We start from the raw sequence: 24,517 nt of genomic DNA on the forward strand, positions 1-24,517 counted from the left end.
TTACACGGCCAGCACGACATAAGCTGCTACGCGCAGACCAGATACGTTCTGCTTTGTCTGAATCACGCTAGAGACCGACGAAGCGCACCAGTATGGGGTACGAAGCCCTAATCCACGAAATTTTCAGAAATTTCTAAAGTGGCAAGCTATTCCCACTCAATCCCCGCCAAAATGGCGTCTAAATCAATGGGATTGCGCTTATCCCTGAAGGCGTAGTGACCAAGGAAATGCAGATGCTGCCAGGCGGCTGGTGAAATTCGCCTGAGCAAGTCCAATTACAACACCCATTTACAAACCGAAAAATGTCAGCGATGTCACGCGCCTGGATAACGCGGCAAGAATGGCGTCCAATTTTTCGCCAACGATGGCGGGAGGACGACCGCCAATGCGTCCCCGGCGCTTAGCCGCAGCGAGTCCGGCCATAACACGTTCCCGGGTCAATGCCCGCTCATATTGAGCCAAGGCACCGAATACATGAAACAGCAACTCGCCGGATGCTATTGTGGTGTCCATGCCTTCTGTCAACGAACGAAATGCCACCTGTTTTTCCGTGAGTTCATTCACGAGTCGCAACTTACCGTTTGACGACATCGCATCACAATCCTAGGCAACGCTGCGCTCCCGCGCTCGCACCGCTGGGTTGGCTATTGCTCCCGCAGACGGCTATATTGCTGCCATCGCGGCGACACTTGGTTTCGCATTAGCCACGCGCGACACGTCGCCTTTTGATGCAACCGGCCTTACTGTCATTAATCCTTGGACATGGCTGGCACATTGAGTCATTTAGCCTGAACGTGACTGTAAGTCCGTTTGTAAGTATGGTAGAAAATTGGCAGTTTTAGATCTCTTGCAAATTGGTTATTAAACTTATATAATAACCACTCTTTTAAGGACTCATTCAACATGAACACACTCAACTAATCGCCCGATTTAGTACTCAGGGCAGCCAATTTTTTAGCCCTATTTAGCGAGAGTGTGTATGTCCATTATTCAATTACAAGGCGTTGGCCTTGATTTTTCTCATAAATCCTGTTTTTCTGATTTTAGTGCTTCCATTTCTTGGGGGCAGCGCATCGCCATCGTGGGCGACAACGGAACTGGTAAATCTTCATTACTGCAGATGCTGCACGGATCAATGCAACCAAGCAGTGGATGCATCCAACGTCACCACGAACTCGGCATAGGTTATGTCGAACAAGTTCATTCCGACCACGACGGATTGAGTGGCGGCGAACGTGTTAATCAAGCCTTGAACCAAGCGCTTTCCATAGCAACTGATTTGCTGCTGCTCGATGAACCCACGAACCACCTTGATATCGATAACCGACGAACTCTGACACGTATGCTGCAAAAGTATTACGGCAGCATTGTGTTGGTCACGCATGACGAGAAGTTGATGAATCAGGTATGCGATACGATCTGGCATATTGGCAATGGCACCATTACGGTTTTCGAAGGTCGTTACGCCGATTTCTTGGCACAGCAAAAAATTGATCGCGAGACAGTGGAAAGGCAGCTCATTGCCCTGAAACGTGCGCAGCATGAAGCGCATAACTCGTTGATGCAGGAACAGGAACGTGCCGCGCATGCCAAGCAACGCGGTATTCAAAGTGTTCAAAACCGCAAATGGCCTACGATCAAATCGCCCACCAAATTAGCGCGCGGTAATACCACATCGGGACACAAATTTTCAGAAATCAAACAACAGCGTCACGAACTGGCTGCTCAACTTGAACAACTGCCAAGCGACACGGTAATCCTCCCTCAATTTCACCTCGGTTGCGCTAATCAGTCAAAAGGGAACATAGTGCAAATCGCCGAAGGTGCTATTGGCTATCAGGAAGTGTTACTAAAAAATATTTATATCACGCTGTCGTGGGGTGAACGGCTGGCACTGACCGGCAAAAACGGTAGTGGCAAGTCAACGCTGGCACGCGCGATCATGGTTGATGAGTCGGTGCGTCGCGGTGGCGACTGGTTTGTTCCGCATCAACGTGAAATAGGTTATCTGGATCAGCATTATGCAAACCTGAATCCCCAACAGACGGTTTTGCAGGCATTGACCGAGGTAGTTCCTGATTGGACGGAATTAGCTCTGCGTCACCATCTGAGTGATTTCTTGTTCCGCCAACAAAGCGCGACATGCGCAAAGGTCGCCATGTTGTCCGGCGGCGAAAGAGCGCGACTGTCGCTGGCCTGTATTGCAGCGAAGCCGCCGCAATTGTTGATTTTGGATGAGGTAACCAACAATATGGATCGGCGGATGCGCGAGCATGTCATTGAAATTCTTGCCGACTACCCCGGCACTATGCTGCTGATTTCCCATGATGCCGACTTTTTGGAGCAAATAGGAAGAGTACAAAAGTACCAGTTGTGATAATAATGGCGTACAACTTTGACTTTCCCAATAAATTGTTCCTAGTCGACCGGTGAAGCCGTTAAGATTGTTTTTTGATGGACAATGATAATTTAACTGCGTTGTTTATAATTTACGTTAAAAAAACAGATCCTGGCAATAGCAACGGCGCATTGCCGCTATTCCCTTCCTCCCCTCGATCGCGCGCGCAGTGTAGCTTCAACTAGACATGTGAGAGCTGTGTTTTCAAACAAATTTACATTCTGAAAATTTCGTGGATTAGGGCTTAGAACCCCAGCATCGAGTCCATCTGCATTCAGGGGATAGCGGCGGCGGTCCCTGCCAGTCGTCACTCAAGCCCGCCGCGCCGTCGTTCATCGGAATCGACTTCACAGCGCGTGCTGCCAGTCTTACTCTGGCGTTCATCAAGTACATGAGCCAGCACGATAGCCACGATAGCCAGCAGGGCCAATGCCAGGAATGGATGGGCATTATCGCAGGCTTGTTGAGTGTCGTGTCGCGAGAATCAGCAACGCAGGTTCGTCGGGAAAATGCCGATGTTCGTCAGCGAAATAGTCACAGGATGCTGGTTATTGTGGCGTGGCGTTACTGTGCGGGCGGTCTAAAGTTCTGTGCTGCCAGCGCGCATATTTCATATGCTTCTTCAAGCACATCGGCCTGCGGGCCGCATGGAATAAGCGTGATAGGGCAGCTGATTATCAATTATTGCGGCATCGCTCATGCCGGGAGCTAAGGCTTGACGGCCCGCGCCGACATGTGCTTTGCCATACCGCGAGCCTAGAAAAAATGAGGTGCCAGGCATGGAAATGCCAGTTATCATCCACCTGGTCATAGGGATTTACACTATGCGGCCATCAGTATTAATGTAAAACAGCCAGGGAGAAAGACCATGTATCAAAAAATACTCGTCGCCGGTTGGGGTGATATGGATTTCAATGCACACATGCGTAACACCGCCTATCTGGATAAGTCGGCCGATGTACGCATGATGTATTTTGCTGAATGCGGCTTCCCCATGAGCGAGTTCATGCATCTGAAATTAGGGCCAGTGGTGATGAAGGATGAAGTCGAATACTTCCGCGAATTTCATCTGCTTGATGAAGTAACCGTTACTTTGAGCCTGGCCGGGCTGTCAGAGGATGGCAGTCGCATGAAAATCCGCAATGAATTTTTTCGCAAGGGAATTTTGGCAGCACGCGTCACCTCGGCAGTCGGCTGGCTCGATTTAATCCAGCGCAAGCTAACCTGTCCGCCAGAAAAGCTGTTGCAGTCCTTGCGCGCAATTGAGCACAGCGAAGATTTTGTGCTACTGCCAGACAGCAAAAGCTAAGTTACTTTCGGCTGGTAGCTGTATGAAATCAGGTCGGCCAAGGCGCATGGAATATGCGCCTTGGCCGGGGTCTTCTTTGAATTTGCAGCGTCAATATTGAGCGGGCGGTCTGGATAGGAAGGTGCCGGCTGTTTTACCCTATTGCAATAATTCACACATAAAAATCGCCCCCTGCGCATTAGTGCTATTCTTCTTTTTTCGTCCGAGCTGGTTCAGACAGTGCATTTTTTAACGGCGTTTTTTTAGCTGGTGGCTGACCGGGTTTTCTCCATGATTTTACATACAAGGAACAGCGATGACAGTTCTTACTATCAATGGCAAACAGCATGAGCTCACTTTGCCCGAAGACACCCCTTTACTGTGGGCCTTGCGTGATCAGCTAGGCATGACAGGCACTAAATATGGCTGCGGTATGGCGCTATGCGGCGCCTGCACCATGCATCTCGATGGCGAACCGATACGCTCTTGTGTGACGCCGATCTCGGCGGCCATCAATAAAAAAATCACCACCATAGAAGCAATTGCGCAAGATAAGGTCGGTATGGCGGTACAGGACGCCTGGATGGAACTGGGAGTGCCGCAATGCGGTTACTGTCAGTCTGGGCAAATTATGTCGGCGGCAGCTTTACTTAAAAAAGTCATGCGCCCGAACGACCAGCAAATTACCGAGGCAATGAACGGCAACATCTGCCGTTGCGGTACCTATACCCGTATCCATGCGGCGGTCAAGCAAGCCTCACACGCCATCGCTGCTCCGCTTAGCAAAAAAACGCCGGCTGCCGCCAAAATTAAGGGAGGTGCACTATGAGACAGCATTTCAGTTTAACCGGCGCGATAGCTGGCGATAATGATAGTAGGTCTGCCGAGCTGGCATCCGTCAGCCGTAGAAACTGGCTCAAGACGGCTGCAGCCTTCAGCGGTCTGGCGCTGACGGTCGGCCCTTCCGGTTTGGTGCTGGCGGCCGATGCGGCAAGCGCCGCCAAGTTTGGCGGTGCCGCCATGTCTGGTGGTCTGGTCGATGACGTGCTGGCATTCGTTGCGATAGGTAGCGACGGTCTAGTCACGATAGTGGCGCATCGTTCGGAAATGGGGCAGGGCGTGCGCACCAGTTTGCCTATGGTGGTCGCCGACGAGCTTGGGGCCGACTGGGCCCAAGTCAGGGTGGTGCAGGCCGACGCTAACGAGGCCAAGTATGGCAATCAGGATACCGATGGCTCGCGTAGTATGCGCCATTCGTTCAAGCCTATGCGCCATATCGGTGCCACTGCCCGTCTGATGTTAGAGAGTGTGGCGGCGGCACGCTGGAATGTTCCTGTTGATCAGGTCAAGGCGCTGAACCACGAAGTGGTGCATGCCGCCAGTGGCCGCCGTTTGGGCTTTGCTGCGCTGGCGCAAGACGCGGCTAAATTGGCGGTGCCGGCCAGAGAAAACATCCGTCTGAAAGCAGCGGACGAGTTGCGTTACATAGGTAAAACTAGTACACGCGGCATTGATCTGAAAAATATCGTCACCGGCAATACCCAGTACGGTATCGATACCCGGCTAGACGGCATGCTTTACGCCGTAATCGCGCGCCCGCCGGTATTTGGTGGCAAGCTAGTCAGTGTCGATAAAACGGCCGCCCTGAAAGTGCCTGGTGTGTTGCAGGTGATCGAGTTGGCAGGCAGTCCGCCGCCGGCCATGTTTAATCCGCTTGGTGGCGTTGCGGTATTGGCGAGCAATACCTGGGCCGCGATCAAGGGGCGCGAAGCACTGAAGATAGTCTGGGATGACGGCCCCAACGCCGCATATGATAGCGCCGCTTTCCGCCTGAGTTTGCAAGAATTAGTGCGCAAACCGGCTAAGGCTGCGCGCGACCAGGGCACGGTAGTGTCTGTGCTGGCGGCATCGAAAAAAACCCTGAGCGCCGAATATTATCTGCCGCATCTGGCACATGCCACGATGGAAGCGCCAGCTGCCACCGCCAGAATAGTCGACGGCAAATGTGAAGTATGGGCCTGTGTGCAGGCACCGCAAGCGACCGTAAACACGATTGCACAGCATCTTAAGTACAAACCGGAACAGGTGACGGTGCATGTCACCTTGCTAGGCGGTGGCTTCGGACGTAAATCGAAACCCGATTTTGCGGTAGAAGCGGCACTGCTGTCGCAGGCCATGAAGGGCGCGCCGGTAAAAGTGACCTGGACCCGCGAAGACGATCTGCAACACGATTATCTGCACACCGTTTCTATGGAAAGACTGGAAGCGGCCTTGGGTCCGGATGGCATGCCTAACGCATGGTTGCATCGTACTGCCGCACCGACGATAGCCTCCACCTTTGCCGCCGGTGCCAATCAGCAGCAGCCATTTGAACTGGCGATGTCGGCGATCAATGTGCCGTTTGCGATTCCGCATATCCGGGTTGAAGTGCCGGAAGTGGCGGCCCATGCACGGATAGGCTGGTTTCGGTCTGTGTCGAATATTCCGCACGCGTTCGCTATTCAGTCCTTTGTGGCAGAACTGGCGCACGCTGCAAAACGTGATCATAAAACCTATCTGCTCGATCTGTTAGGCCCGGCACGTAAGATAGATCCGGCCAGCATGGGGGATAAGTTTAATTATGGTGAGTCGCCTGAGCGTTATCCTGTCGATATCGGTCGTATGCGCAATGTTATAGAAGTGGCCTGCGCCAAGGCCGGTTGGGGGCGCAAACTGCCAAAAGGACGCGGTTTGGGCTTGGCCGTGTCGTATAGCTTTGTCAGCTATGTGGCGGTGGTGATAGAAGTCGACATCAATGCCAAGGGTGAGTTGAGTATTCCCATGGTAGATATGGTGATCGATTGCGGCCCATTGATTAATCCTGATCGTATCCGTTCACAGCTCGAAGGTGCCTGCATCATGGGGATCAGTCTGGCCATGAGCGGTGAGATCTCGTTTAAGAATGGTCGCGTCGAGCAAAGTAATTTTCATCAATATGAAGTGCTGCGCGCGATGGCGGCTCCTAAAGAGATCCGCACCCATCTGATTCCTAACTCTCTGGAGGTGGAATTGGGTGGAGTCGGCGAGCCGGCGACGCCACCGATCGCCCCGGCACTATGCAATGCGATCTTTGCCGCGAGCGGTAAGCGCATCCGCAATTTGCCAGTACGCGATCAGATCAGCAAGGCTTAAACGTCGCTTAATCATTGCTTATTCATTGCTTATTCATTGCTTATTCATTGCTTATTGGTCGCTTAATCATCGCTTTAGCGGCGCAGTCTTAGCTATATGAGGACTGCGCCGTATTTATCGGTGAGATCAACTCAGGCAGTTTGCGATGCTTCGTCCAGACTAATCTCGCTATCGCTATTAAAAATCGCCATGTCGGTTTGTCCTAGCAGCCGGCTGGTGAGAGTGCCGGCGGTGATGGAGCCGCTGACATTTAAAGCGGTACGCCCCATGTCTATCAATGGTTCTATCGAGATCAACAGACCGGCCAGGGCGACCGGTAAATCCATTGTCGAGAGCACGATCAGGGCGGCAAACGTAGCACCGCCGCCGACACCAGCCACACCTACCGAGCCTATCGCAATCACACCCAATAAAGGCAGGATGAAGTGTAGCGTCATAGGATCGATACCAACAGTAGGGGCAATCATGACTGCCAGCATCGCTGGATAAATCCCGGCGCAGCCATTTTGACCTATGCTGGCACCGAAAGAGGCGGCAAAATTAGCAATCCCTTCCGAGGTGCCCAGGCGCGTAGTCTGGGTTTGTACGCTCATGGGGATAGAGCCGGCACTAGTGCGCGAAGTGAAGGCAAACACCAGTACCGGAAAAATCTTTTTGGCGTAACGCAGTGGATTGAGTCCGGCCAGCGCGATCAGGCAAAGGTGTAACGCAAACATGAGAATAATCGCGCTATACGAGGCCATGACGAAATTGATCAGGTTCAGGATGTCAGCGAGGCTGGAGCCGGCTACCACCTGCGCCATCATGGCAAATACCCCATACGGTGTCAGGCGCAATACCAGCGTCACCATGCGCATCACGATGGCATGCGCAACTTCTATGAAACGATTAAATGTGGCAAAAATAGCGGGCTGCTTGGCGGCGATGCCAGTAGCGGAAACGCCGATAAAAACAGAAAATAAGACTACCGCAATGGTCGACGTCTTGCGTGCCCCGGTCATGTCCAGAAACGGATTGGCCGGGATGAAGCTGAGCAGCATGCTGGGTAAGGAAATTTCCTTAGCTGCGCCCAGCGTACCTTGTAGATATTCGCCGCGCGCCACTTCGGCGGCAGTGGCGGAGAGGCCTACTGCGCTTAAGCCAAACAGTTTCGCCATCAGTATGCCTAGCATCGCCGCCACCATGGTGGTGAGCATCAGTATGCCTATGGTGAGCGCGCTGATCTTGCCGAGTGAACCGGCGTCACGCAATTTTAAGATGGCACCAATTATCGAGACCATGATCAAAGGCATGATGATCATCTGCAGCAGCTTGACGTAGCCTGTGCCTAAGATGTCGAGATAGGCATTGGTCTCGGTCAGTACGGGTGATGTGATTCCATAGATCAGCTGCAAGGCGGCACCCAGCATGACACCCAGCGCCAGGCCGCTAAACACACGTTTGGTAAACGAGGCATGTTGAGTTTGCTGCCAGTAGAGCAGGCCGCACAGAGCGATCGCTACTGCGAGATTGAGAATTAATGGAAGCGTCATGGTATCAATGAGTCCTGGTTGTGCACGCGGGTGCATGCTGGCGATCGGGGGCTAAGCGCGGTAAGCTTGCCACGTCGCGCTATTCTAGCGTGAAATCTCTGCACGCAAATTGACGCATTAAAATCGAGTACGCCAGCGCGCATATTCCATGCGCCTTTCCAAGGCATATGCCTCAAGACCCGCATGGAATATGCGCGCTGGCCTTGCCGTTTAAATTATCTGGCTTCAGATCCTAATGCACAGTTATCTATTCAAAAAAATCAAAGCACACTCGCCCTCACTGGCGCTTACGTCGACATTGTCAGACATGGCATAGGTCGAAATTCGCCTATTTTCTTTACAATCTTTTTACTTGCCAGCCAATTTTAGATCTCTATAATATTTGAAAATTCAAACAAGGAACTGCTGCCATGATTATCCGATGTTGTCGACCTTCAAAAAAAATCACTACCTGATTTGCAGGACGCCTGCGTGCTAATTCTCTCAGCCGCCGTCTTGCCAACAGGCAGACGGTGCGCGCCACAATAAGCTATTCCGAGCACCTTTTAAAAAATCGCCTGACACTGGCCTAGCCAAGTTCAGAATGGATACGCCTTGCGAGCACGATCTCGCGATGTGTGCGCGCGCCTGCCTATGTCATAGCTGTATTCCCGGAACTGGGATTTAGCTATTTTTTGTGCTGTTGCGTATCTACGCTGTGTTATCCATAGAAGGAGGTTTTACATGTTTGAAATAAATAAAAACTATTCTCGCGAAGACATCTACTCTGTTTGCGGAGGCGATAAACAGGCTTTTCTGCCGATCAGAAATGGGAAAGTGGTCGCCGCCTGCATTCGGCCTGAGCTCAACCCGCTCGCGCCTGACGTCATTGTTTGCAATAACGGTGCGTCAGCGCGCGCTGCCGGAAAAACTCTGGCAAAACAGGTCGAGGCTATCCCGGTTTTCATCAAACTCGACGCGGAGTTATTCCGTTATGTCGGTCAATTCGCGGCCAACGAATCACTGATTACGCCTCTTGAATGTGCACCATATGCACAAAAGTGCGGTCTCACTACATCTGAGGTTTCGCGGGTAATCAGGATGAACCGCTGCTAGCTTGTGCGGCGGTGACGCAGTTCATAATTGCGCCGGGGGGCGCTGAGCTGCGCAAAAGAAAAATAGTGCAAGAGAGCTGCCGTACCCGCATTCAGAAATGGAAATGCCCAAACCTACAATTCAAAGTTTGGGCTTTTTTTTACGAATTTTTTCGACTTTAATCAGGCTACATAGAGATGTCGGGATAAAGAACTGAGAGAGCTGGGCAAAATATTTCTCTGTTTTTCTTCAGCGGCTCTGCGATGCGGCTTTGTCGATTTCTTAGCCATAGTCGTACAAGGGTGCATATTTAGCTTTAGGCCGCAATTGCCAGGCCAGTTTCATTCGCTGCCCGATTCATGGCATTGAGGATGGCGAGAATGTGCGCGCTCAATGCATCGCTGGCGATGCCGACCCCAAACTGGCTATTGCCTTCATCGACACGCAATTCCACATAACTCACCGTCTCAGTCTGTGGGCCAGTACCTAGGCTGTGCTGATGCTGGTCCATGAGCTTGATCTCTATTCCCATACTTTGCAGGGCCTGTAAGACCGACGCATTGTTGCCATGGGCAGCACCATGCACAGTTTTTGGCTGTGCGTGATGCAGCAGATTGATACGCAAGGGTAATTGCGTCGTCTCTGATGGCGTTATGCTGTGGTTCAGTATTTGGTGGGATTGATACACGTAATGCGCCAACGTAGCGCCCGCAGCCGGGATGGTGTGTTTGGCCGGATTCAGATAATGCTGGCAAAAAATGGCATAGATACTTTGCGCAGTCATCTCTAACCCGTTGCGGTCGGCTTCGGCTTGTACCGCACGGCTAAATTCAATTTGCAGGCGACGCGGCAACTGCAAGCCGTACTCTTGCTGCAGTAAGAATGCCATGCCGCCTTTGCCCGATTGGCTGTTGACGCGTATCACCGCGTCGTAGCTGCGTCCGAGATCGGCCGGGTCGATGGGCAGGTAAGGCACTTCCCAAATTGCATCGGGCCTTTGTTGTGCCAGGCCCTTTTTGATGGCGTCTTGATGCGAGCCAGAAAAAGCGGTGAACACCAGATCTCCGACGTAAGGATGGCGCGGATGTACCGGCAACTGGTTACAGCTTTCCACGCATTGGCGTACCGCGTCGATATCGGAAAAGTCCAAACCCGACGCCACACCCTGGGTGGTCAAGTTCAGCGCCAGTGTCACCAAGTCGACGTTGCCGGTACGTTCGCCGTTTCCGAATAAACAGCCTTCGACCCGGTCGGCGCCTGCCATTAAGGCCAGTTCAGCCGAGGCCACCGCGGTGCCACGGTCATTGTGCGGATGCACGCTCAGAACGATGGCATCGCGTCGCTCCAGATGGGTGTGCATCCATTCGATCTGATCGGCATACACATTGGGCGTGCTGCACTCTACGGTGCTCGGCAAGTTGATAATCATCTTGCGCTCGGGGCTAGGCTGCCAGATGGCGGACACCGCATCGCAGACTTCTTTGGAGAAATCCAGCTCGGCCATGCTGAAGGTTTCGGGTGAGTATTCAAACACCCACGCAGTTTCCGGACGCTCGTCCGTCAATTGCTTAATCAGGCGTGTGGCGTCAGTGGCAATCGCCTTGATCTGCTCGCGCGATTTGTCAAACACAATACGCCGGAAGGCTGGCGCGATCGGGTTGTAGACATGAATAATGGCGCGTCTGGCACCTTGCAAAGAGTCTATGGTGCGGCGTATCAAGTCCGGGCGCGCCTGCGTCAAGACTTCTATCGTAACGTCATCCGGGATGCGCTGCTCGGTAATGAGTTTGCGTACGAAGTCGAAGTCCGTATCCGAGGCGGAAGGGAAGGCGACTTCGATTTCTTTGATACCGATACGCACTAACATCTCGAAGAATTCCAATTTTTTGGTGGCGTTCATCGGTTCAATTAAAGCTTGATTGCCATCGCGTAAATCGGTGCTCATCCAGATTGGCGCTTGGCTAATAAGCCGGTCGGGCCAGCGCCGTGCCGGCAATGGGACAGGTGGGAAAGGGCGGTATTTTTCTTGCGGTGTGAGTGACATGCTGATCTTCCTTTTAAAATGCCTGCGCTGCGGCGTGGACCAGTTATATCAGTCCAAACTGAGGCTGGCAGGCTTATGCATTTAGGCGTGCAAATAAGCGCAAAAAATATACAAACAGGGGGGAGGGTGGCATCCGGGCTAACTGGCAGCCACGTGTCGCGAACGCTAGGCCAGTTAACCGATCAGTAGTCGCAGCAGTGACAGCGCAGTCACTAGCGTCAGCGCTGTCAGCAGCATCAGTGTCGCGGCAAGCCTTATCCATGCGCTGGTGGCCGGATGGTTTGCAGGGATCACGAAATTAGACATGTGAGACTTTTTAAAAAAATCCGGGCGCGGCCAGGATGGGGTAAAACAAGATGGGGGGCAGTACTACTTTTTTGCGGGCTAATTAGTTTAGCGAATTTTTTAGCAGGCTTAGCAGCAGTGCTAGAGTCGACAGCAGGCACAAGGCCAGCAGCAGGGGATGCCTGAGGCTAGTGGTTTGCTTGGCTGTGATAAGTGATGAGAACATGAGCTTAATATAAATGAATTTAGTCGCTTTGGTCAAGTGTCAGCGCCATTTTTTCAACATTTTCGCTAAATGGCGATGTTCTCAGTGCTGCTGGCGATGAGCGGGATGTGCACTTCAAAGCAGGTGCCCACACCGACTTCAGAACGCACGATGATGGAGCCGTTCAGGGTTTTGTTCACCAGATTTTCGACGATGCTCATACCCAAACCGGTGCCACCTTTGCCGGTCTTGGTAGTAAAAAATGGTTGGAACAACTGTTTCAGATTTTCTTCCGGAATGCCGACCCCATCGTCGGTGAATAGTAATAAGACTTCTCGTTCGGCGAGCGTGGCGCTGATGCGCAAGACCCCACGTTCGCGTCCTTCAAAAGCGTGTAGGTAGGCATTGTTAATCAGGTTGATGGTCACCTGACCCAATGCCCCGGGCAGGCTGTCCATCCGTATGCCATACGGGATATCGAGCACTAGTTGATGCGGAAAGCGTTTTAAACTAGGTGTCAGTGTGTCGATTACCTCTGTGACCATGTGCGCCAAATCAAATTGGCGACGCTGCTCGCTGGCCTGGTCGTTGGCGACCTGGCGGAAGTTTTTTAGCAAATCGGCGGTGCGCTGCAGATTACGCAGCATCAGATCATTGCCGGTGGTGACCGATAGGATGAAATTATTCAGATCGGAACGTTTTATCTGATTGCTGGCGACTGCAATTTGAAATTTTTTCCCTTGATCGACTAGCGTGTGCGCGGTCATCAAGCAGTTTCCCACTGGGGTGCTTAGCTCGTGCGAAACGCTCGCTACCAGCGTGTTGAGGGTAGCCTTAGTCTCGCTACGGGTGAGTTCTTCCTGGGTGCGCTGCAGCTTGCTCATCGCAGACTCCAACTCTACAGTGCGCTGCTCGACCCTTTGCTCCAGAGTGGCATTGAGTTCACGTATCTGTTCCTGGTCTTTGATTTTGTCGGTGACGTCGATCACCAGGGCAAACACTCCGGTGACACTGGCCTGATTAAATTCCGGTTCCATGAGCACGTCGACGATACGGTCTTGCCCGGTATGCGGATCTTGATAGGAGCGCCGGTAGGTGATCGCTTCGCCGCGGATACAAGCCTCCCAATACGGCGATAAGAAGAGTAAGCCCTCAGGCGAAATATAGTCGATAATTTTTTTCGAGATCAGTTCTTGCGCCTGCGCCCCAAACAGATTGGCATAACGGGTATTGCCAAAGCGCAGACAAGTTTCGGCGTCGAGCGAGGCGATGCCGGCCGGTACATGATCGAGTATTAGCTGCAAGTCGCGTTTGCCTTTCGCCAGCGTGTTATTTTGTTCAGCCAATTGCGCGGATAAGGCGAGCGCACGGTCACGTTGCAAAGTCAGGCTGCGATATGCCACCGAGGTCAGAAAACTGACGGCCAGTAAACTACCTATCAGGGATGCCATGACCACCAGAACAGGCGCGCGCGGGCTAGGATGGTAGCTTCCCATCTGCTCGGCCAGACCTAAGCCTAGAACGAAAATAAGCGTCACCGCGGTGACGGCCGCTAGCCAGCGCCGTCCTAAAATCCAGCCTGCCAGCGTAATCAGGAAGGGGTAGGCTAGCAGGTTGGCGCTATGGATGCCGGAATTGAGAAAAGTGGAGATGGAAAAGATCAGCCATAGTCCGATAACGAGTGTCATGCTGCTGCGCTGTATCGACGTCTGCAACTGGAAAAAACTCAGGCCCGCAATGAGTAAAATGATCAGTACCGTCCACACGCGGGTCACACTGAGCGTGTCGCTGACTGCGGCGCCGATGATGGTAAAGCTGCAGACGAAGATCAGCGTCAGCAGTACGTTATGGATCAGACGTTTGTAGGCAGTGGTTTCCTTGCCAAAGTCAGATTCTTGAGAGGAGCTAATCATGAAATGCGCTCTAAATACGATCGATATGTGAAGAGATGTGAAGAATAATGCTGCGTTACGAAGGGATAAACGTGCATATCGGCGATGCCGGAAGGTAGGCGTTACAAGCTTGTCTCGCTCCGGGTATCATTGTACCCCTGTAATTCATTGCTATAGTCACTGATGCCAGGATTACACGCTCACGCCTTATTTTTAGTGGCTTTTCGGTCGCGATTTTTACGGCAAGTAGAGCACCGGAAAAATCGCCAATATTTGCCTTTATTAGCCGAGAATGAGATTGTATGCGCCTGTCCGAGGAAAGACTCTAATTTATTGTGCGGCGTGGGCGGTTAAAATTGATACCGGGAAATTAATTGATCGACAAATTTTTGCTGATTCTCTATTTTGAGATAGCTTGAAATCGATACAGTTCATCTTCTTTGCTTATTTTTTCAAATTGCTCACTGGCTAAGCGTCTCGATAATCGTCTCGATTTTTTACAAGATGAATTATTTTGCCTTGAACGTTAATGCCGGAAAAAATCTAAGCGATCGTTCACAGACGGGGTCTAACAGCCACCGTAAAGTAAAAATATATTGTCCTTTTGGAGTAGATAAATGCAACAGAAATTCGCAGTCGTATCAAAAATCGCCGCCTTGTCCTTATTCGCATGCTTCGCCGCGCCAGTGATGGCTCAGAGTGCCGGCAGTGTGGTTGTTAACGCTGGTTGGGCGCACATCACGCCTAACGATTCCAGTACAGCTTTGACGTTCACTCAACCAGCTTTAGGCGCTATTCCAGGCTCAGGTGCAGGCGTTTCCCGTACCGAAACTCTGGGTATTTCAGTCAATTACTTCTACACCGACAATCTGGCGTTCACCGCCGATCTGGGTGTGCCACCGACTTACAAATTACATGGCGAAGGCACCTTGGCCGCCGCTGGTGAAATCGGTACTGCTAAACAATGGGCACCGACAGGCTTGGTTAAATATTTCTTCGGCGATGCTAAAGCAAAATTGCGTCCTTACCTCGGTGGTGGCGTGACTTATGTCCGTTACTCTGATGTTGAATTGTCGACAAAATTCCAGCAAATTATCGGTGCAAAATTCGGTACACCTGCAGCAGTGACTACCGCTGACTTGAGCAGCGGTTTTGCACCAGTGATTACTGGTGGTATCAGTTATGAAATCACACCGCAATGGTATGCAGGAGTGTCTTTGTCGTATGTGAAATTGAAGACAGATGCAAACTTGACGACATTGGCGACTAAAGTTGGTACAGTAAAAAGCAATACTACTTTAACTTTAGATCCATTGGTCGCGTTCGCCAGCATCGGTTACCGCTTCTGATTGTTGTAGTATAGTTTTCCGCGTTGAAGACCGGTCTTCAACGTGTGCTTTTCTTAAGCTTCTATTTGACGGAGCATGTGCTGAAGTTGGTGCAGTGCCGTCCGATAGAAGTCCCATTACCAGACTTCGTCTGCGTCCAGCTTAGTTCTCTCTCATCCGCAAAACTTTCTCCAGGCTTAAGCAGAAAAGCATAGGGCTTGCACGAGTATTTTTTTTCATTTTTCTGTAACTTTCTGTATGTATTATTGTCAGAAAGCCAGTATTATCCGATCTTGCTGAGATGGCAAATAACTCACCTACCCGTGGCTTAACAGGCGCTCTCGGCACACGATATCTATAAAAATAATGTGACCATCCTAACCGGAGACTTATCTTGCAGAAAAAAACCTTCTGGCTGATTGCCTTGCTGGCACTCGCCTTAGCCGCCGTCATCGCCTATATGGCACCATTATCACAAAATGAAATTTCCCGCAAAGTAGCAGAGATTGCACCCGTAACGGATGCCTGGCGCGCTGCTTTGCCGCGCGATCCAACAGCCGCTACTGCCGCTTATATGGCGCGTTTGCCGGCCGCAGCTACCGCCAGGTCGGATGCTTATTTTGAAGGCGGTTACTGGTTGCAATTGATCGCTCTGGTGGTGGGGCTTGCGGCGTCGTGTGTCTTACTTAATAGCCGTATTCTGGCCGGTTTGAGAGACAAGTTAGAGCAACGCAGTGGCAAACGCTGGCTGAATAATGCAGCGTTGATCGCTGCATTTACTGTGCTTAGCAGTGTACTCATGTTTCCGCTGGATGTGTATCAGCGCTATTATCGCGAGCACTTATATGGCCTCGCCAACCAGAGTTTTGAGCCTTGGTTGAAAGAGTTTTTGCTGAGTTTTTCGGTTTCGATAGTGATCGGCACTATATTCTTGTCGCTCATTTACGTGGTGTTGCGGCGGCTTGTCAAAACCTGGTGGATCTGGGGTGCTGTGATGAGTGTCGTCTTTTTGACTATCATGATGCTGATCGGCCCTACTTATATCGACCCGCTGTTCAATCACTATACCCCCTTGACCGATGAAAAAGTCAAACAGCCGATATTGGCGATGGCGCGCGCTAACGGCGTGCCTGCTGATAATGTGTATCAATTCGATGCCTCCAAACAGACTAACCGTATCAGCGCTAATGTCAGCGGTATCTTCGGCACCGCCGCTGTCAGACTCAATGACAATTTGCTGAAGCGCACTTCACAGCCAGAGATCGAGGCGGTGATGGGACATGAGCTGGGGCATTATGTACTCAATCACGTGTATCACTTTTTGCTTAGTTTTGGGGTCTTGCTGGTACTCGGTTTTGCTTTCGTTAAAACTGGTTATGGCTGGGCTTTGCAGCGTTGGGGACAGCAATGGGGCATACGTGATCAGGCCGATCCGGTCGGTTTGCCTTTGTTGGTGGCGCTGTTTTCACTCTATCTATTTGTGATGACGCCGGTCTTTAATACGGTCATACGCAGCTCGGAAGTGGAGGCGGACGCCTTTGGTATCAATACCTCGCAGCAGGCCGACGGGATGGCTGAGGCGCATCTGAAATTGACCGAATATCGCAAAGCCAATCCTGGCGAACTAGAAGAATTCGTTTTCTACGATCATCCGGCTCCCAAGAAACGCATCTTTATGGCGATGCGCTGGAAAGCTGAGCACTGGAAGACGCCGTAAGCGCTGGTGCTAGCTCCGGTGACGAGGTTTGGTTTTGATCGTAAGCCGCGAATGCAGAAATTTTCACAATTTCTGCATTCGCTATAGCTAAAAGTAGCTTCAGCAGATCAATAAAAAGTTACTTTTCCAGTCTCTACATCTAACATCGCACCTATCACTTTAATCTGTCCTTTATCGACCATCTCTTTTAATACCTGGCTACGTTCGGTGACTGCCTTGACCGTCATTTTGACGTTCATTTCGGCTGCAGCGTCGACAAAGTAATGGTTCGCAGAACTGCGGTCGCTACCGTGGGTATCCGGTGTGGCTTTGACTGCGGGGGTAATTTTTGCGATGAGTTGGGTTAGGTTGCCCAATGCCGCATTGTCACAAGCGCCTTTCACTGCGCCGCAATGGGTGTGACCTAAAATGATGATGGCTTTGGAACCGGCGACTTTGGAGGCGTATTCCAAACTGCCCAAAATATCTTCATTGACAAAATTGCCGGCCACAGAGGCATTAAAAATATCTCCTATACCTTGGTCAAACACCAGCGTAGGCTCAGTGCGCGAATCGATGCAACTGACCACGCTGGCAAATGGAAACTGACCATCGTGACCGGTGGCCTTCACCTGCGCGTTCAGATCGCGTTTCAGCATCATTCCAGAGGTAAATCGAGCATTGCCTTCTTGCAGCATTTTAATTGCCATATCCGGGCTGGTTTGATCTTGCTTCGTCTTATTCATGGTAACGACATCTTGTGTCTTGTTACTCGCAACGTCCGGACTGGCGCAGGCGCTTAGCAAGATGGCGGTAGTTAATGCAAGCGTGAACTGCGTCAGTTTCTTTGAATAGTTAGAAATCATGTGAATTGCTCCTAAGGTTTTTTAAACGCGTTTTATGTGAACGGCGAACTACCCGAACAGGATAGTCAAACTTTTGAAAAAAGCAATAATTAGCAGAGGAAATTAGTAGAAAGAGGAAAACATCAAGAGGGCTTCATTAATCTCAGCGCTGTAGCGATGCGGCAGCTGGCGGCTAATCTTTATTAGTGCTGGCTACGCCAGAAGTATCGCCTTGTGAGACAAAACTTTCAACTCAACGCAGTTTCTGCCGCACTCTTGAATCGCTCATGCATGACCCCAACTGTAGATAGTGTTGAAACAAAAACTTAATTGGAAGAGACCTCTTTTTTACCTCTTATTGCCAATATTTCTCATCATGATCTTTCTTGGATTTCCGCTGCCGCTCGCGCCGCCGCCAGCGACCATGGCCAGACAGGAGCAATCGACCCCTGCGAACAAGCGTAAAAAACGCAAGCCGTTGTGGTGGCGATCCAATGCAGCTGAGGACGAAGAGAGTGGGAATTGATTCCTGTTTAATTTGCATCCTGCAAGGGGGCAGAATTGACAGGCATGGAGCTTAAGTCTGGCATGACGGTTTAGGCATTTTAAAAAAGCATACCGCCAGCGCGCATATCCCATGCGCTTCTTCAAGCAACACTGGCCTGCGAGCCGCATGGGATATGCGCGTTAGGGCAGTGGCCATTTCAGTTTTTAAGCGTGAAGTTTTTTAACTGGTCCTTGCGCGTATCTTTGGCCATCGCGCCAGCCCTGCCGCGCCAAAAATTTATTGATCTACATTAACGCTTCAATTTTGTTCAACGAAACGTCAAATTCATTTCAGCTGGGCGCGATGATTTCTGCGCCGTGCCCTGTTGTACCATCGTCTCGTGCTTAATTTAGAGCTTAAGCACTAATATAATAATCAGGAGACGGTATGGTTTGGAGTCAGGTGTATGACCCTTTGGGGAATATTTGGTTGTCGGCTTTGATGGCGGCAATTCCGGTGGTGGTGATGTTGGGATGTATCGCGTTTGGTCACATGAAGGCACATTATGCGGCCGGTTTAGGTTTGGCCAGCGCCTTGTTAGTCGCCATCTTTGGTTTCGGGATGCCGGCAAATCTGGCCTGGAATGCGGCTGGTTTCGGTGCCGCTTTTGGGCTCTTGCCGATAGGCTGGATCGTCCTCAATATCATCTTCCTGCATCAGCTGACGATAGAAAATGGCTCGTTTAAAGTTTTGCAGGATAGTCTGACCGGGATTACCGACGACCGACGCATACAGCTATTGCTGATCGCGTTTTGCTTCGGTGCTTTCTTTGAGGGCGCAGCCGGTTTTGGCACTCCGGTAGCAGTCACTGCCGCGATTATGATAGGTCTGGGTTTCTCGCCGCTGGCCGCGTCCGGTCTGTGTCTGATCGCCAATACCGCACCGGTCGCGTATGGCGCGCTGGGTACGCCGGTGATCGCATTGGCGGCCGTGACCGGCATCGATCTGATGCAGTTATCCGGCATGATAGGGCGACAGTTGCCCTTGTTTTCCTTGATGGTGCCGTTTTGGCTGATTTGGGCTTTTGCCGGTTTTAGGGGCATGCTGCAAATCTGGCCGGCGATTCTGGTGGCGGGTTTAAGTTTCGCGATTCCACAATATCTGGTGTCAAATTTCCACGGCCCCTGGCTGGTCGATGTGGTGGCCGCGATTGTCTCCATGGTCAGCTTGATCTTGTTTCTGAAAGTCTGGCAACCGAAAAAAATCTGGACCTCGACTTCACTTAAAGGGCGTGAGTGCGAATCCGGCGTTCCTGATCTTGCCAGCGAACGGCCGCACGGACATGTAGCCGATGCTGCTGTGGCGATGTTCCAGAAGCACGATAGGCGCGCTTTGATCATGGCATGGATGCCCTGGGTGATATTAACGGCATTGGTATTTATCTGGGGTGTGCCGGAATTTAAGAAATGGATAGACGGTATTTCAGTTTTCAAAATCCCATTCACTGGCTTACATAATCTGGTCGAGAAGGTGGCGCCTGTAGTGGCTAAGCCGCATAAGGAAGCGGCGATCTATACCCTGAACTGGCTGTCGGCCACCGGCACCGGTATCTTTATCGCCGCACTATTGGCCGGTATGCTGATGAAATATCGTGTGCTTGATTTGTTCCGTATTTATTTGCGCACCATCTGGCTGGTACGTTACTCTTTACTGACGATAGTCTTGATGCTGGCCTTGGGTTATCTGACGCGCTATTCGGGTACCGACGCCAGCCTGGGTCTGGTGTTTGCGCACACCGGCATGATGTATCCTATTTTCGGCACTTTGCTCGGCTGGTTGGGGGTGGCACTGACAGGTTCTGATACCGCTGCCAATGTCTTGTTTGGCGGCTTGCAAAAAACCACGGCCGAGCAACTCGGTCTCAGCCCGGTCTTGATGGAGGCGGCAAATAGTTCGGGCGGTGTAATGGGTAAGATGGTGGATGCCCAAAGCATCGTGGTAGCCAGTACCGCCACCCGTTGGTATGGCCATGAAAGTGAGATCTTGCGCTTCGTGTTTTTCCACAGTTTGGCATTGGCCTTATTGGTTGGTCTGTTTGTGTTCTTGCAGGCCTATGTCTATCCATTTACCTCGTTGGTGTACTGAAATAACTTGTCTCGGGGTGCGATAGTAAAGTGATCGAGAGCTGAGTCCGCAAAGGACAGGTAGCGTGCCGAACAGCGCGCTGCCTGTCCTTTTCTACTTGCCGCGATTCGTCAGTATTCAAACCTAAAGCGTGTACCCGGCGATCAATTGGCGTTACACTTCCAGCTTTATGAGCAGCTGCTTAAATTGAGCTCTTCAATTAATCTCTTATTCTATTAGTGGAGGATGCGCCTCGCATGCAAAATCAAACAACTCAGAAAGCAACCACGCTACTGCTCGCGATGCTGCTGTGCGCCTGCAGCACTACGACGCCGCAAACCACCGCTGGGTCAACTAGCGCAGCGACGCCAGCCACAGCAGCGAGCAGTACTAGTACCGTCACCACCACTGCCACTACCACGACAGCGACTACCACCACGGTGACTACTCCGGCATCGGGTAGCTTGAATCATCCTTCTATGGATACCCAGGTGATGGGCGCGGTTACTTCGCCTTTGAGTGATTTTAATCTGATGCGCACAGAAATCTCACCTGAGTTAACCGCAGCCATGAAGGGGCCGTATCTGCTTCCGTCCGATAAAAGCTGTGAAAGCATTGCTGCCGAAGTGAGAGGATTGGATCGCATCATAGGCCCGGACCTGGATGCCACAATGAGTAGTCAGGTAGCGAGTTTATTCGATCAGGGACAATCGGAATTGAGTAATGCCGCCGTCGGTGCCTTGCGTAGTACGGTCGAAGGTGTGATTCCTTTCCGAAGCTGGGTACGGCGCTTTTCCGGTGCTGATAAACATTCAAAAGAGCTCAGCGCAGCTCTGGCTGCGGGGATAGTGCGCCGGGCGTTTTTAAAAGGATTAGGCCAGGCTAGCGGATGCCTGCCACCGGCTGCACCCTTGCCCTTGGCAACTGTTCCAGCTCCCGTTGCGGTTTCAGTTCCGGCCAATAGTAGTGCGACTACGGTAGCTCCCGCTCCCACTACGGAAGCAACTAATCCGCCAAATATTCCCGCCAAATAAGTGCATGCCTGAAATGCATTGACCTAACACGCAATGCCCATGCGCTTGTGCGGCCTGCCTGCTCTGCAGACCGCATGGAATATGCGCGCTGGCGGCATGCCGTATTTTTGATGCAGGGCGTTTCCCCTCTATATATTTGATTTACGCCCATGTTTAAGCTTCGCTCAGTGTTAAAATTTTTTGGCCTCGTCAGCAAGTTGATTGTGCTGCTGATGATCGCCGCCTTGCTCAAAGAGCGTTACGATAGCATCAGCATGGTGATCCCAGCGTTGCGCTGGGATACCGCCTTGGCGCTGCTGTCCCTAGCACTGCATTTGCCTTTGTTCTGGACCAGTATGATAGCGCCACTGGCACTCCTGATCGCCTTGTCCCTGGCTTCGGATTTGCTGTTTTTTTCTGGCAAAGCGGCTAGTTTCGATACCGCTACGCACGCTAAAATTCGTCGTATCTCCCACCTGCTCATTTTTGCAGGCGGTGCCGCGCTGATCTTGGTGCCTACTCTAGAGCTGTATATTTTGAGCGGAAAGCTGGACTTGGTTGTGCTCACTACTCCTGGTGATCTTGGGGTTGTGCTGATAGGTTTGTTGTGCCGTGCTTATTATTTTTTCAAATAAAAACCTTACGGAACTTTAGCGATGGCGGCTGCTCTAAGCGCTTGTTGTACGGCCTTGCAAGCTAACTATAAAAACATCAACTCACGTAAAATTGATACAGTTAGGCATACTAACTTAGGTGTTGGGAATGCATCCCAGCGAGGCGATGGCTGCTAAGTCGGTGGACAAGATTTGTTTCGATTCGCGCCTATCCCGTAATGTCGAAGTCAATCATCAGTACGGCAAGGCACTACCAGCGGCTGTGGCGGTTTTGCGTCAGTTTTTTAAAAAAGAGAGACCTATGAAAAAAACTATCCTTACGCAGCACATTATTGAACGCAGCCGTGTGCCGGCTAGTTGGCGCAGGCTCAGCCTGGCCTTGATGCTGACCACGGTGACGGCCGCGTCGGCATTGGCACAGCAGGCTCCAATTGGGCAAACGCTAACCAATTTATCTGCACCTGGCCGCAGTGGCATGGATCAGCGGGTCGCTGCTGGTGATGACTTTAATCGCTACGTCAATGGCGGCTGGGAAGACGCAACTGAGATCCCGGCAGACAAGAGCAGCTGGGGTATATTTGGGCAGTTGAGCGAAGACACCGATAAAAAAATTCTTAAGCTGATAGAGCAAGCCGCGCAAGCAACGGCCGGCAGCGAGGCGCGCAAGGTCGCCAATTTTTATCAAGCTTATCTCGACACTGCCAGTATCAATCAATTAGGTCTGGCACCTTTAATGTCGCAAATGAAGCGCATCGACGGGCTGGCTGATAAGTCGGCTTTGGCAGCATATTTGGGGCAGCAATTACGCGCCGATGTCGACCCTATCAATGCCACTAATCTGTCTACCGAAAATCTGTTTGGTTTATGGGTGGCGCAAGGCTTTCATGATCATAGACATTACACCGGCTATTTATTGCAAGGTGGCCTGGGCTTGCCGGACCGCGAATATTATGTCTCGCGTAATCCAAAAATGGCAGCTTTACGTCTCAAGTATCAGGCACATATCGCCAGCATGCTAGGTCTGGCTGGGGTGGCCGATGCCGAGGCTGCGGCTGGCCGCGTGATGGCATTAGAGACGCAGATCGCACGTAGTCACGCCACGCGTGAAACTACTTCGAATGTCTTGAAAGCCGATACCACCTGGCGTAAAACGGATTTCGTGCGCCAAGCGCGCGGTCTGGATTGGGATGCGTATTTCGCCGCCGCCGGCCTTGCTGAGCAAACTTCTTTTATGGTCTGGCACCCGACTGCTTTGAAGGGCGCAGCCAAACTGGTGACGGCGATTTCTCTCGATAGTTGGAAGGATTATTTACGTTTCCATGCCATTAATCAGCGTGCCTCGGTCTTGCCGCAAGCCTTTGTCGATCAAAAGTTTGCTTTTTACGGCGCTGCCTTAAACGGCACTCCCGAGCAAGCGCCGCGCTGGAAAAATGCGGTGGCAGCGACCAATAATTCTCTGGGTGAAGTACTCGGTAAGCTGTATGCCGAGCAGCATTTTTCGCCGCAAGCCAAGGCCAAAGTTCAGGGCATGGTGGTCAATATTCTGGCTGCGTTTAGCCAACGTATCAGCGCTCTCGATTGGATGGCAGCGAGCACCAAAGCCGAAGCGCAGGCCAAGCTCAAGGCCATGTATGTAGGTGTTGGCTATCCTGATAAATGGCGTGATTATTCTGGCCTGCAAGTGAGTGCCACTGACGCCTACGGCAATCTGGACCGCGCAGAGATTTTTGCGTATCAGCAGGCCAAAGCCAAACTTGGAAAAACGGTCGACGTCACCGAATGGTGCATGAACCCGCAAGAGGTCAATGCCGTCAACATGCCTATGCAAAACGCCTTAAACTTCCCCGCGGCGATTTTACAAGCGCCGTTTTTTGACCTGGCTGCCAGCGATGCCGTCAATTACGGTGCCATCGGTGCCACTATTGGGCATGAAATCAGCCATAGCTTCGATGACTCTGGCGCGCAGTTCGATGCCAAAGGCGAGCTGAGAAATTGGTGGAGTAAAGCTGACCTGGCGCATTTTCAGAAATCCTCTAAGGCCCTGGTGGCGCAATATTCTGCGTATAAACCTTTTCCTGATTTAGCCATTAATGGTCAACAAACTCTGGGTGAAAATATTGCCGATCTGGCGGGCTTGCAAGTGGCGTACAACGCCTATCGCAGTGCTGTGGCAACGGCCAACGAAGAGAGCGATAAAGAGTTTTTCCTGGCTTACGCAGAAAGCTGGCGCAGTAAGGCCAGGGAGCAAGCGCTGCGCAATCAGATCACCAGCAACGAGCACGCACCCGCCGCCTACCGGGTGCTGACAGTACGCAATCTGGATGCCTGGTATCCGGTGTTTAATGTGCAAGCAGGACAGCGCCTGTATCTGGCACCAAAATCACGCGTGCGAGTCTGGTAGTAGGTATTTTATGAGCATGGCCAGAGGCGCATATCCCATGCGCCTTGCAGGCCAGGCAAGGCTGCAGGCCGCATGGGATATGCGCCTCTGGCTAGCCAGTAATAGTTATAGGACTTACGC

17 protein-coding genes and 1 pseudogene are annotated in these 24,517 nt (G+C 51.6%); 12 read left to right on the top strand and 6 right to left on the bottom strand.

Annotated features, from left to right (window positions below; all coding sequences use genetic code 11):
* Positions 1–288 precede the first annotated feature (288 nt).
* A pseudogene (locus ACO0K8_RS01940) lies at positions 289–555 on the bottom strand (recombinase family protein); the annotation flags it as partial.
* 424 nt (positions 556–979) lie between these two features.
* On the opposite strand from ACO0K8_RS01940, the gene ACO0K8_RS01945 reads away from it, so the two are divergent.
* From ACO0K8_RS01945 to ACO0K8_RS01965, 5 genes are all read left to right on the top strand, one after another.
* Complete coding sequence (locus tag ACO0K8_RS01945) at positions 980–2,377, top strand: ABC-F family ATP-binding cassette domain-containing protein (RefSeq protein WP_422944932.1); 1,398 nt, start codon at positions 980–982, stop codon at positions 2,375–2,377.
* Between the two features lie 412 nt (positions 2,378–2,789).
* Positions 2,790–3,110: a hypothetical protein gene (locus ACO0K8_RS01950; protein ID WP_422944933.1), complete on the top strand. Its 321-nt coding sequence runs from the start codon at positions 2,790–2,792 to the stop codon at positions 3,108–3,110.
* Positions 3,111–3,266: 156 nt separating this feature from the next.
* Complete coding sequence (locus ACO0K8_RS01955) at positions 3,267–3,707, top strand: thioesterase family protein (protein ID WP_422944934.1); 441 nt, start codon at positions 3,267–3,269, stop codon at positions 3,705–3,707.
* 295 nt (positions 3,708–4,002) lie between these two features.
* The gene (locus ACO0K8_RS01960; protein ID WP_422944935.1) at positions 4,003–4,515 is read left to right on the top strand and encodes a (2Fe-2S)-binding protein; all 513 of its coding nucleotides are present in this window, start codon (positions 4,003–4,005) and stop codon (positions 4,513–4,515) included.
* Positions 4,512–6,857 (top strand): molybdopterin cofactor-binding domain-containing protein, encoded by a 2,346-nt coding sequence (locus ACO0K8_RS01965; RefSeq protein WP_422944936.1) that lies wholly within the window; start codon positions 4,512–4,514, stop codon positions 6,855–6,857. Before ACO0K8_RS01960 ends, ACO0K8_RS01965 begins: the two co-directional genes overlap by 4 nt.
* Positions 6,858–6,988: 131 nt before the next feature.
* On the opposite strand, the gene ACO0K8_RS01970 is transcribed toward ACO0K8_RS01965, so the two are convergent.
* Positions 6,989–8,389, bottom strand: a complete 1,401-nt coding sequence (locus ACO0K8_RS01970) for an L-cystine transporter (RefSeq protein WP_422944937.1) — start codon at positions 8,387–8,389, stop codon at positions 6,989–6,991.
* A gap of 723 nt (positions 8,390–9,112) precedes the next feature.
* On the opposite strand from ACO0K8_RS01970, the gene ACO0K8_RS01975 reads away from it, so the two are divergent.
* Complete coding sequence (locus tag ACO0K8_RS01975; protein WP_422944938.1) at positions 9,113–9,484, top strand: hypothetical protein; 372 nt, start codon at positions 9,113–9,115, stop codon at positions 9,482–9,484.
* Between the two features lie 295 nt (positions 9,485–9,779).
* On the opposite strand, the gene leuA is transcribed toward ACO0K8_RS01975, so the two are convergent.
* The 3 genes from leuA to ACO0K8_RS01990 all read right to left on the bottom strand — a co-directional run bounded on the left by leuA (position 9,780) and on the right by ACO0K8_RS01990 (position 13,910).
* On the bottom strand, positions 9,780–11,507 hold the full coding sequence (gene leuA / locus ACO0K8_RS01980; RefSeq protein WP_422944939.1) for a 2-isopropylmalate synthase: 1,728 nt from the start codon (positions 11,505–11,507) through the stop codon (positions 9,780–9,782).
* A 174-nt stretch (positions 11,508–11,681) separates the two neighbouring features.
* On the bottom strand, positions 11,682–11,813 hold the full coding sequence (locus ACO0K8_RS01985; protein WP_422944941.1) for a hypothetical protein: 132 nt from the start codon (positions 11,811–11,813) through the stop codon (positions 11,682–11,684).
* 270 nt (positions 11,814–12,083) lie between these two features.
* Positions 12,084–13,910, bottom strand: coding sequence for an ATP-binding protein (locus ACO0K8_RS01990; RefSeq protein ID WP_422944942.1), 1,827 nt, complete (start codon positions 13,908–13,910; stop codon positions 12,084–12,086).
* A gap of 596 nt (positions 13,911–14,506) precedes the next feature.
* Here ACO0K8_RS01990 and ACO0K8_RS01995 point away from each other — a divergent pair.
* Together ACO0K8_RS01995 and ACO0K8_RS02000 are read left to right on the top strand one after the other, a co-directional pair.
* Complete coding sequence (locus ACO0K8_RS01995) at positions 14,507–15,238, top strand: OmpW/AlkL family protein (RefSeq protein WP_422944943.1); 732 nt, start codon at positions 14,507–14,509, stop codon at positions 15,236–15,238.
* Between the two features lie 373 nt (positions 15,239–15,611).
* Positions 15,612–16,934 carry a M48 family metallopeptidase gene (locus ACO0K8_RS02000; protein ID WP_422944944.1) on the top strand — a complete coding sequence of 441 codons (1,323 nt, stop codon included), beginning with the start codon at positions 15,612–15,614 and terminating at the stop codon, positions 16,932–16,934.
* Between the two features lie 107 nt (positions 16,935–17,041).
* On the opposite strand, the gene ACO0K8_RS02005 is transcribed toward ACO0K8_RS02000, so the two are convergent.
* Positions 17,042–17,779 (bottom strand): carbonic anhydrase family protein, encoded by a 738-nt coding sequence (locus ACO0K8_RS02005; protein ID WP_422944945.1) that lies wholly within the window; start codon positions 17,777–17,779, stop codon positions 17,042–17,044.
* 913 nt (positions 17,780–18,692) lie between these two features.
* On the opposite strand from ACO0K8_RS02005, the gene ACO0K8_RS02010 reads away from it, so the two are divergent.
* The 4 genes from ACO0K8_RS02010 (at position 18,693) to ACO0K8_RS02025 (ending at position 24,397) form a co-directional block, all read left to right on the top strand.
* Positions 18,693–20,390 carry an L-lactate permease gene (locus ACO0K8_RS02010; RefSeq protein WP_422944946.1) on the top strand — a complete coding sequence of 566 codons (1,698 nt, stop codon included), beginning with the start codon at positions 18,693–18,695 and terminating at the stop codon, positions 20,388–20,390.
* 236 nt (positions 20,391–20,626) lie between these two features.
* Positions 20,627–21,403: a hypothetical protein gene (locus ACO0K8_RS02015; protein ID WP_422944947.1), complete on the top strand. Its 777-nt coding sequence runs from the start codon at positions 20,627–20,629 to the stop codon at positions 21,401–21,403.
* 149 nt (positions 21,404–21,552) lie between these two features.
* Entirely contained in the window at positions 21,553–22,017 is a 465-nt protein-coding gene (locus ACO0K8_RS02020) for a hypothetical protein (RefSeq protein WP_422944948.1), read from the top strand.
* 127 nt (positions 22,018–22,144) lie between these two features.
* Positions 22,145–24,397 carry a M13 family metallopeptidase gene (locus tag ACO0K8_RS02025; RefSeq protein ID WP_422944949.1) on the top strand — a complete coding sequence of 751 codons (2,253 nt, stop codon included), beginning with the start codon at positions 22,145–22,147 and terminating at the stop codon, positions 24,395–24,397.
* Positions 24,398–24,517: the final 120 nt, after the last annotated feature.

Source organism: Undibacterium sp. Ren11W (genome assembly GCF_049340485.1).
Lineage (GTDB): Bacteria > Pseudomonadota > Gammaproteobacteria > Burkholderiales > Burkholderiaceae_D > Undibacterium.

Excerpts from the sequence above, each read along its gene's own strand:
- ACO0K8_RS02020 (WP_422944948.1), top strand. The coding sequence starts at position 21,553 with ATGTTTAAGCTTCGCTCAGTGTTAAAATTTTTTGGCCTCGTCAGCAAG.
- ACO0K8_RS01955 (WP_422944934.1), top strand. The coding sequence starts at position 3,267 with ATGTATCAAAAAATACTCGTCGCCGGTTGGGGTGATATGGATTTCAAT.
- ACO0K8_RS01965 (WP_422944936.1), top strand. The coding sequence starts at position 4,512 with ATGAGACAGCATTTCAGTTTAACCGGCGCGATAGCTGGCGATAATGAT.
- ACO0K8_RS02025 (WP_422944949.1), top strand. The coding sequence starts at position 22,145 with ATGCATCCCAGCGAGGCGATGGCTGCTAAGTCGGTGGACAAGATTTGT.
- ACO0K8_RS01990 (WP_422944942.1), bottom strand. The coding sequence starts at position 13,910 with ATGATTAGCTCCTCTCAAGAATCTGACTTTGGCAAGGAAACCACTGCC.
- ACO0K8_RS02010 (WP_422944946.1), top strand. The coding sequence starts at position 18,693 with ATGGTTTGGAGTCAGGTGTATGACCCTTTGGGGAATATTTGGTTGTCG.
- ACO0K8_RS02005 (WP_422944945.1), bottom strand. The coding sequence starts at position 17,779 with ATGATTTCTAACTATTCAAAGAAACTGACGCAGTTCACGCTTGCATTA.
- ACO0K8_RS01945 (WP_422944932.1), top strand. The coding sequence starts at position 980 with ATGTCCATTATTCAATTACAAGGCGTTGGCCTTGATTTTTCTCATAAA.
- ACO0K8_RS01995 (WP_422944943.1), top strand. The coding sequence starts at position 14,507 with ATGCAACAGAAATTCGCAGTCGTATCAAAAATCGCCGCCTTGTCCTTA.
- ACO0K8_RS02015 (WP_422944947.1), top strand. The coding sequence starts at position 20,627 with ATGCAAAATCAAACAACTCAGAAAGCAACCACGCTACTGCTCGCGATG.
- ACO0K8_RS01950 (WP_422944933.1), top strand. The coding sequence starts at position 2,790 with ATGAGCCAGCACGATAGCCACGATAGCCAGCAGGGCCAATGCCAGGAA.
- ACO0K8_RS01975 (WP_422944938.1), top strand. The coding sequence starts at position 9,113 with ATGTTTGAAATAAATAAAAACTATTCTCGCGAAGACATCTACTCTGTT.
- ACO0K8_RS01985 (WP_422944941.1), bottom strand. The coding sequence starts at position 11,813 with ATGTCTAATTTCGTGATCCCTGCAAACCATCCGGCCACCAGCGCATGG.
- ACO0K8_RS01960 (WP_422944935.1), top strand. The coding sequence starts at position 4,003 with ATGACAGTTCTTACTATCAATGGCAAACAGCATGAGCTCACTTTGCCC.
- ACO0K8_RS01970 (WP_422944937.1), bottom strand. The coding sequence starts at position 8,389 with ATGACGCTTCCATTAATTCTCAATCTCGCAGTAGCGATCGCTCTGTGC.
- leuA (WP_422944939.1), bottom strand. The coding sequence starts at position 11,507 with ATGTCACTCACACCGCAAGAAAAATACCGCCCTTTCCCACCTGTCCCA.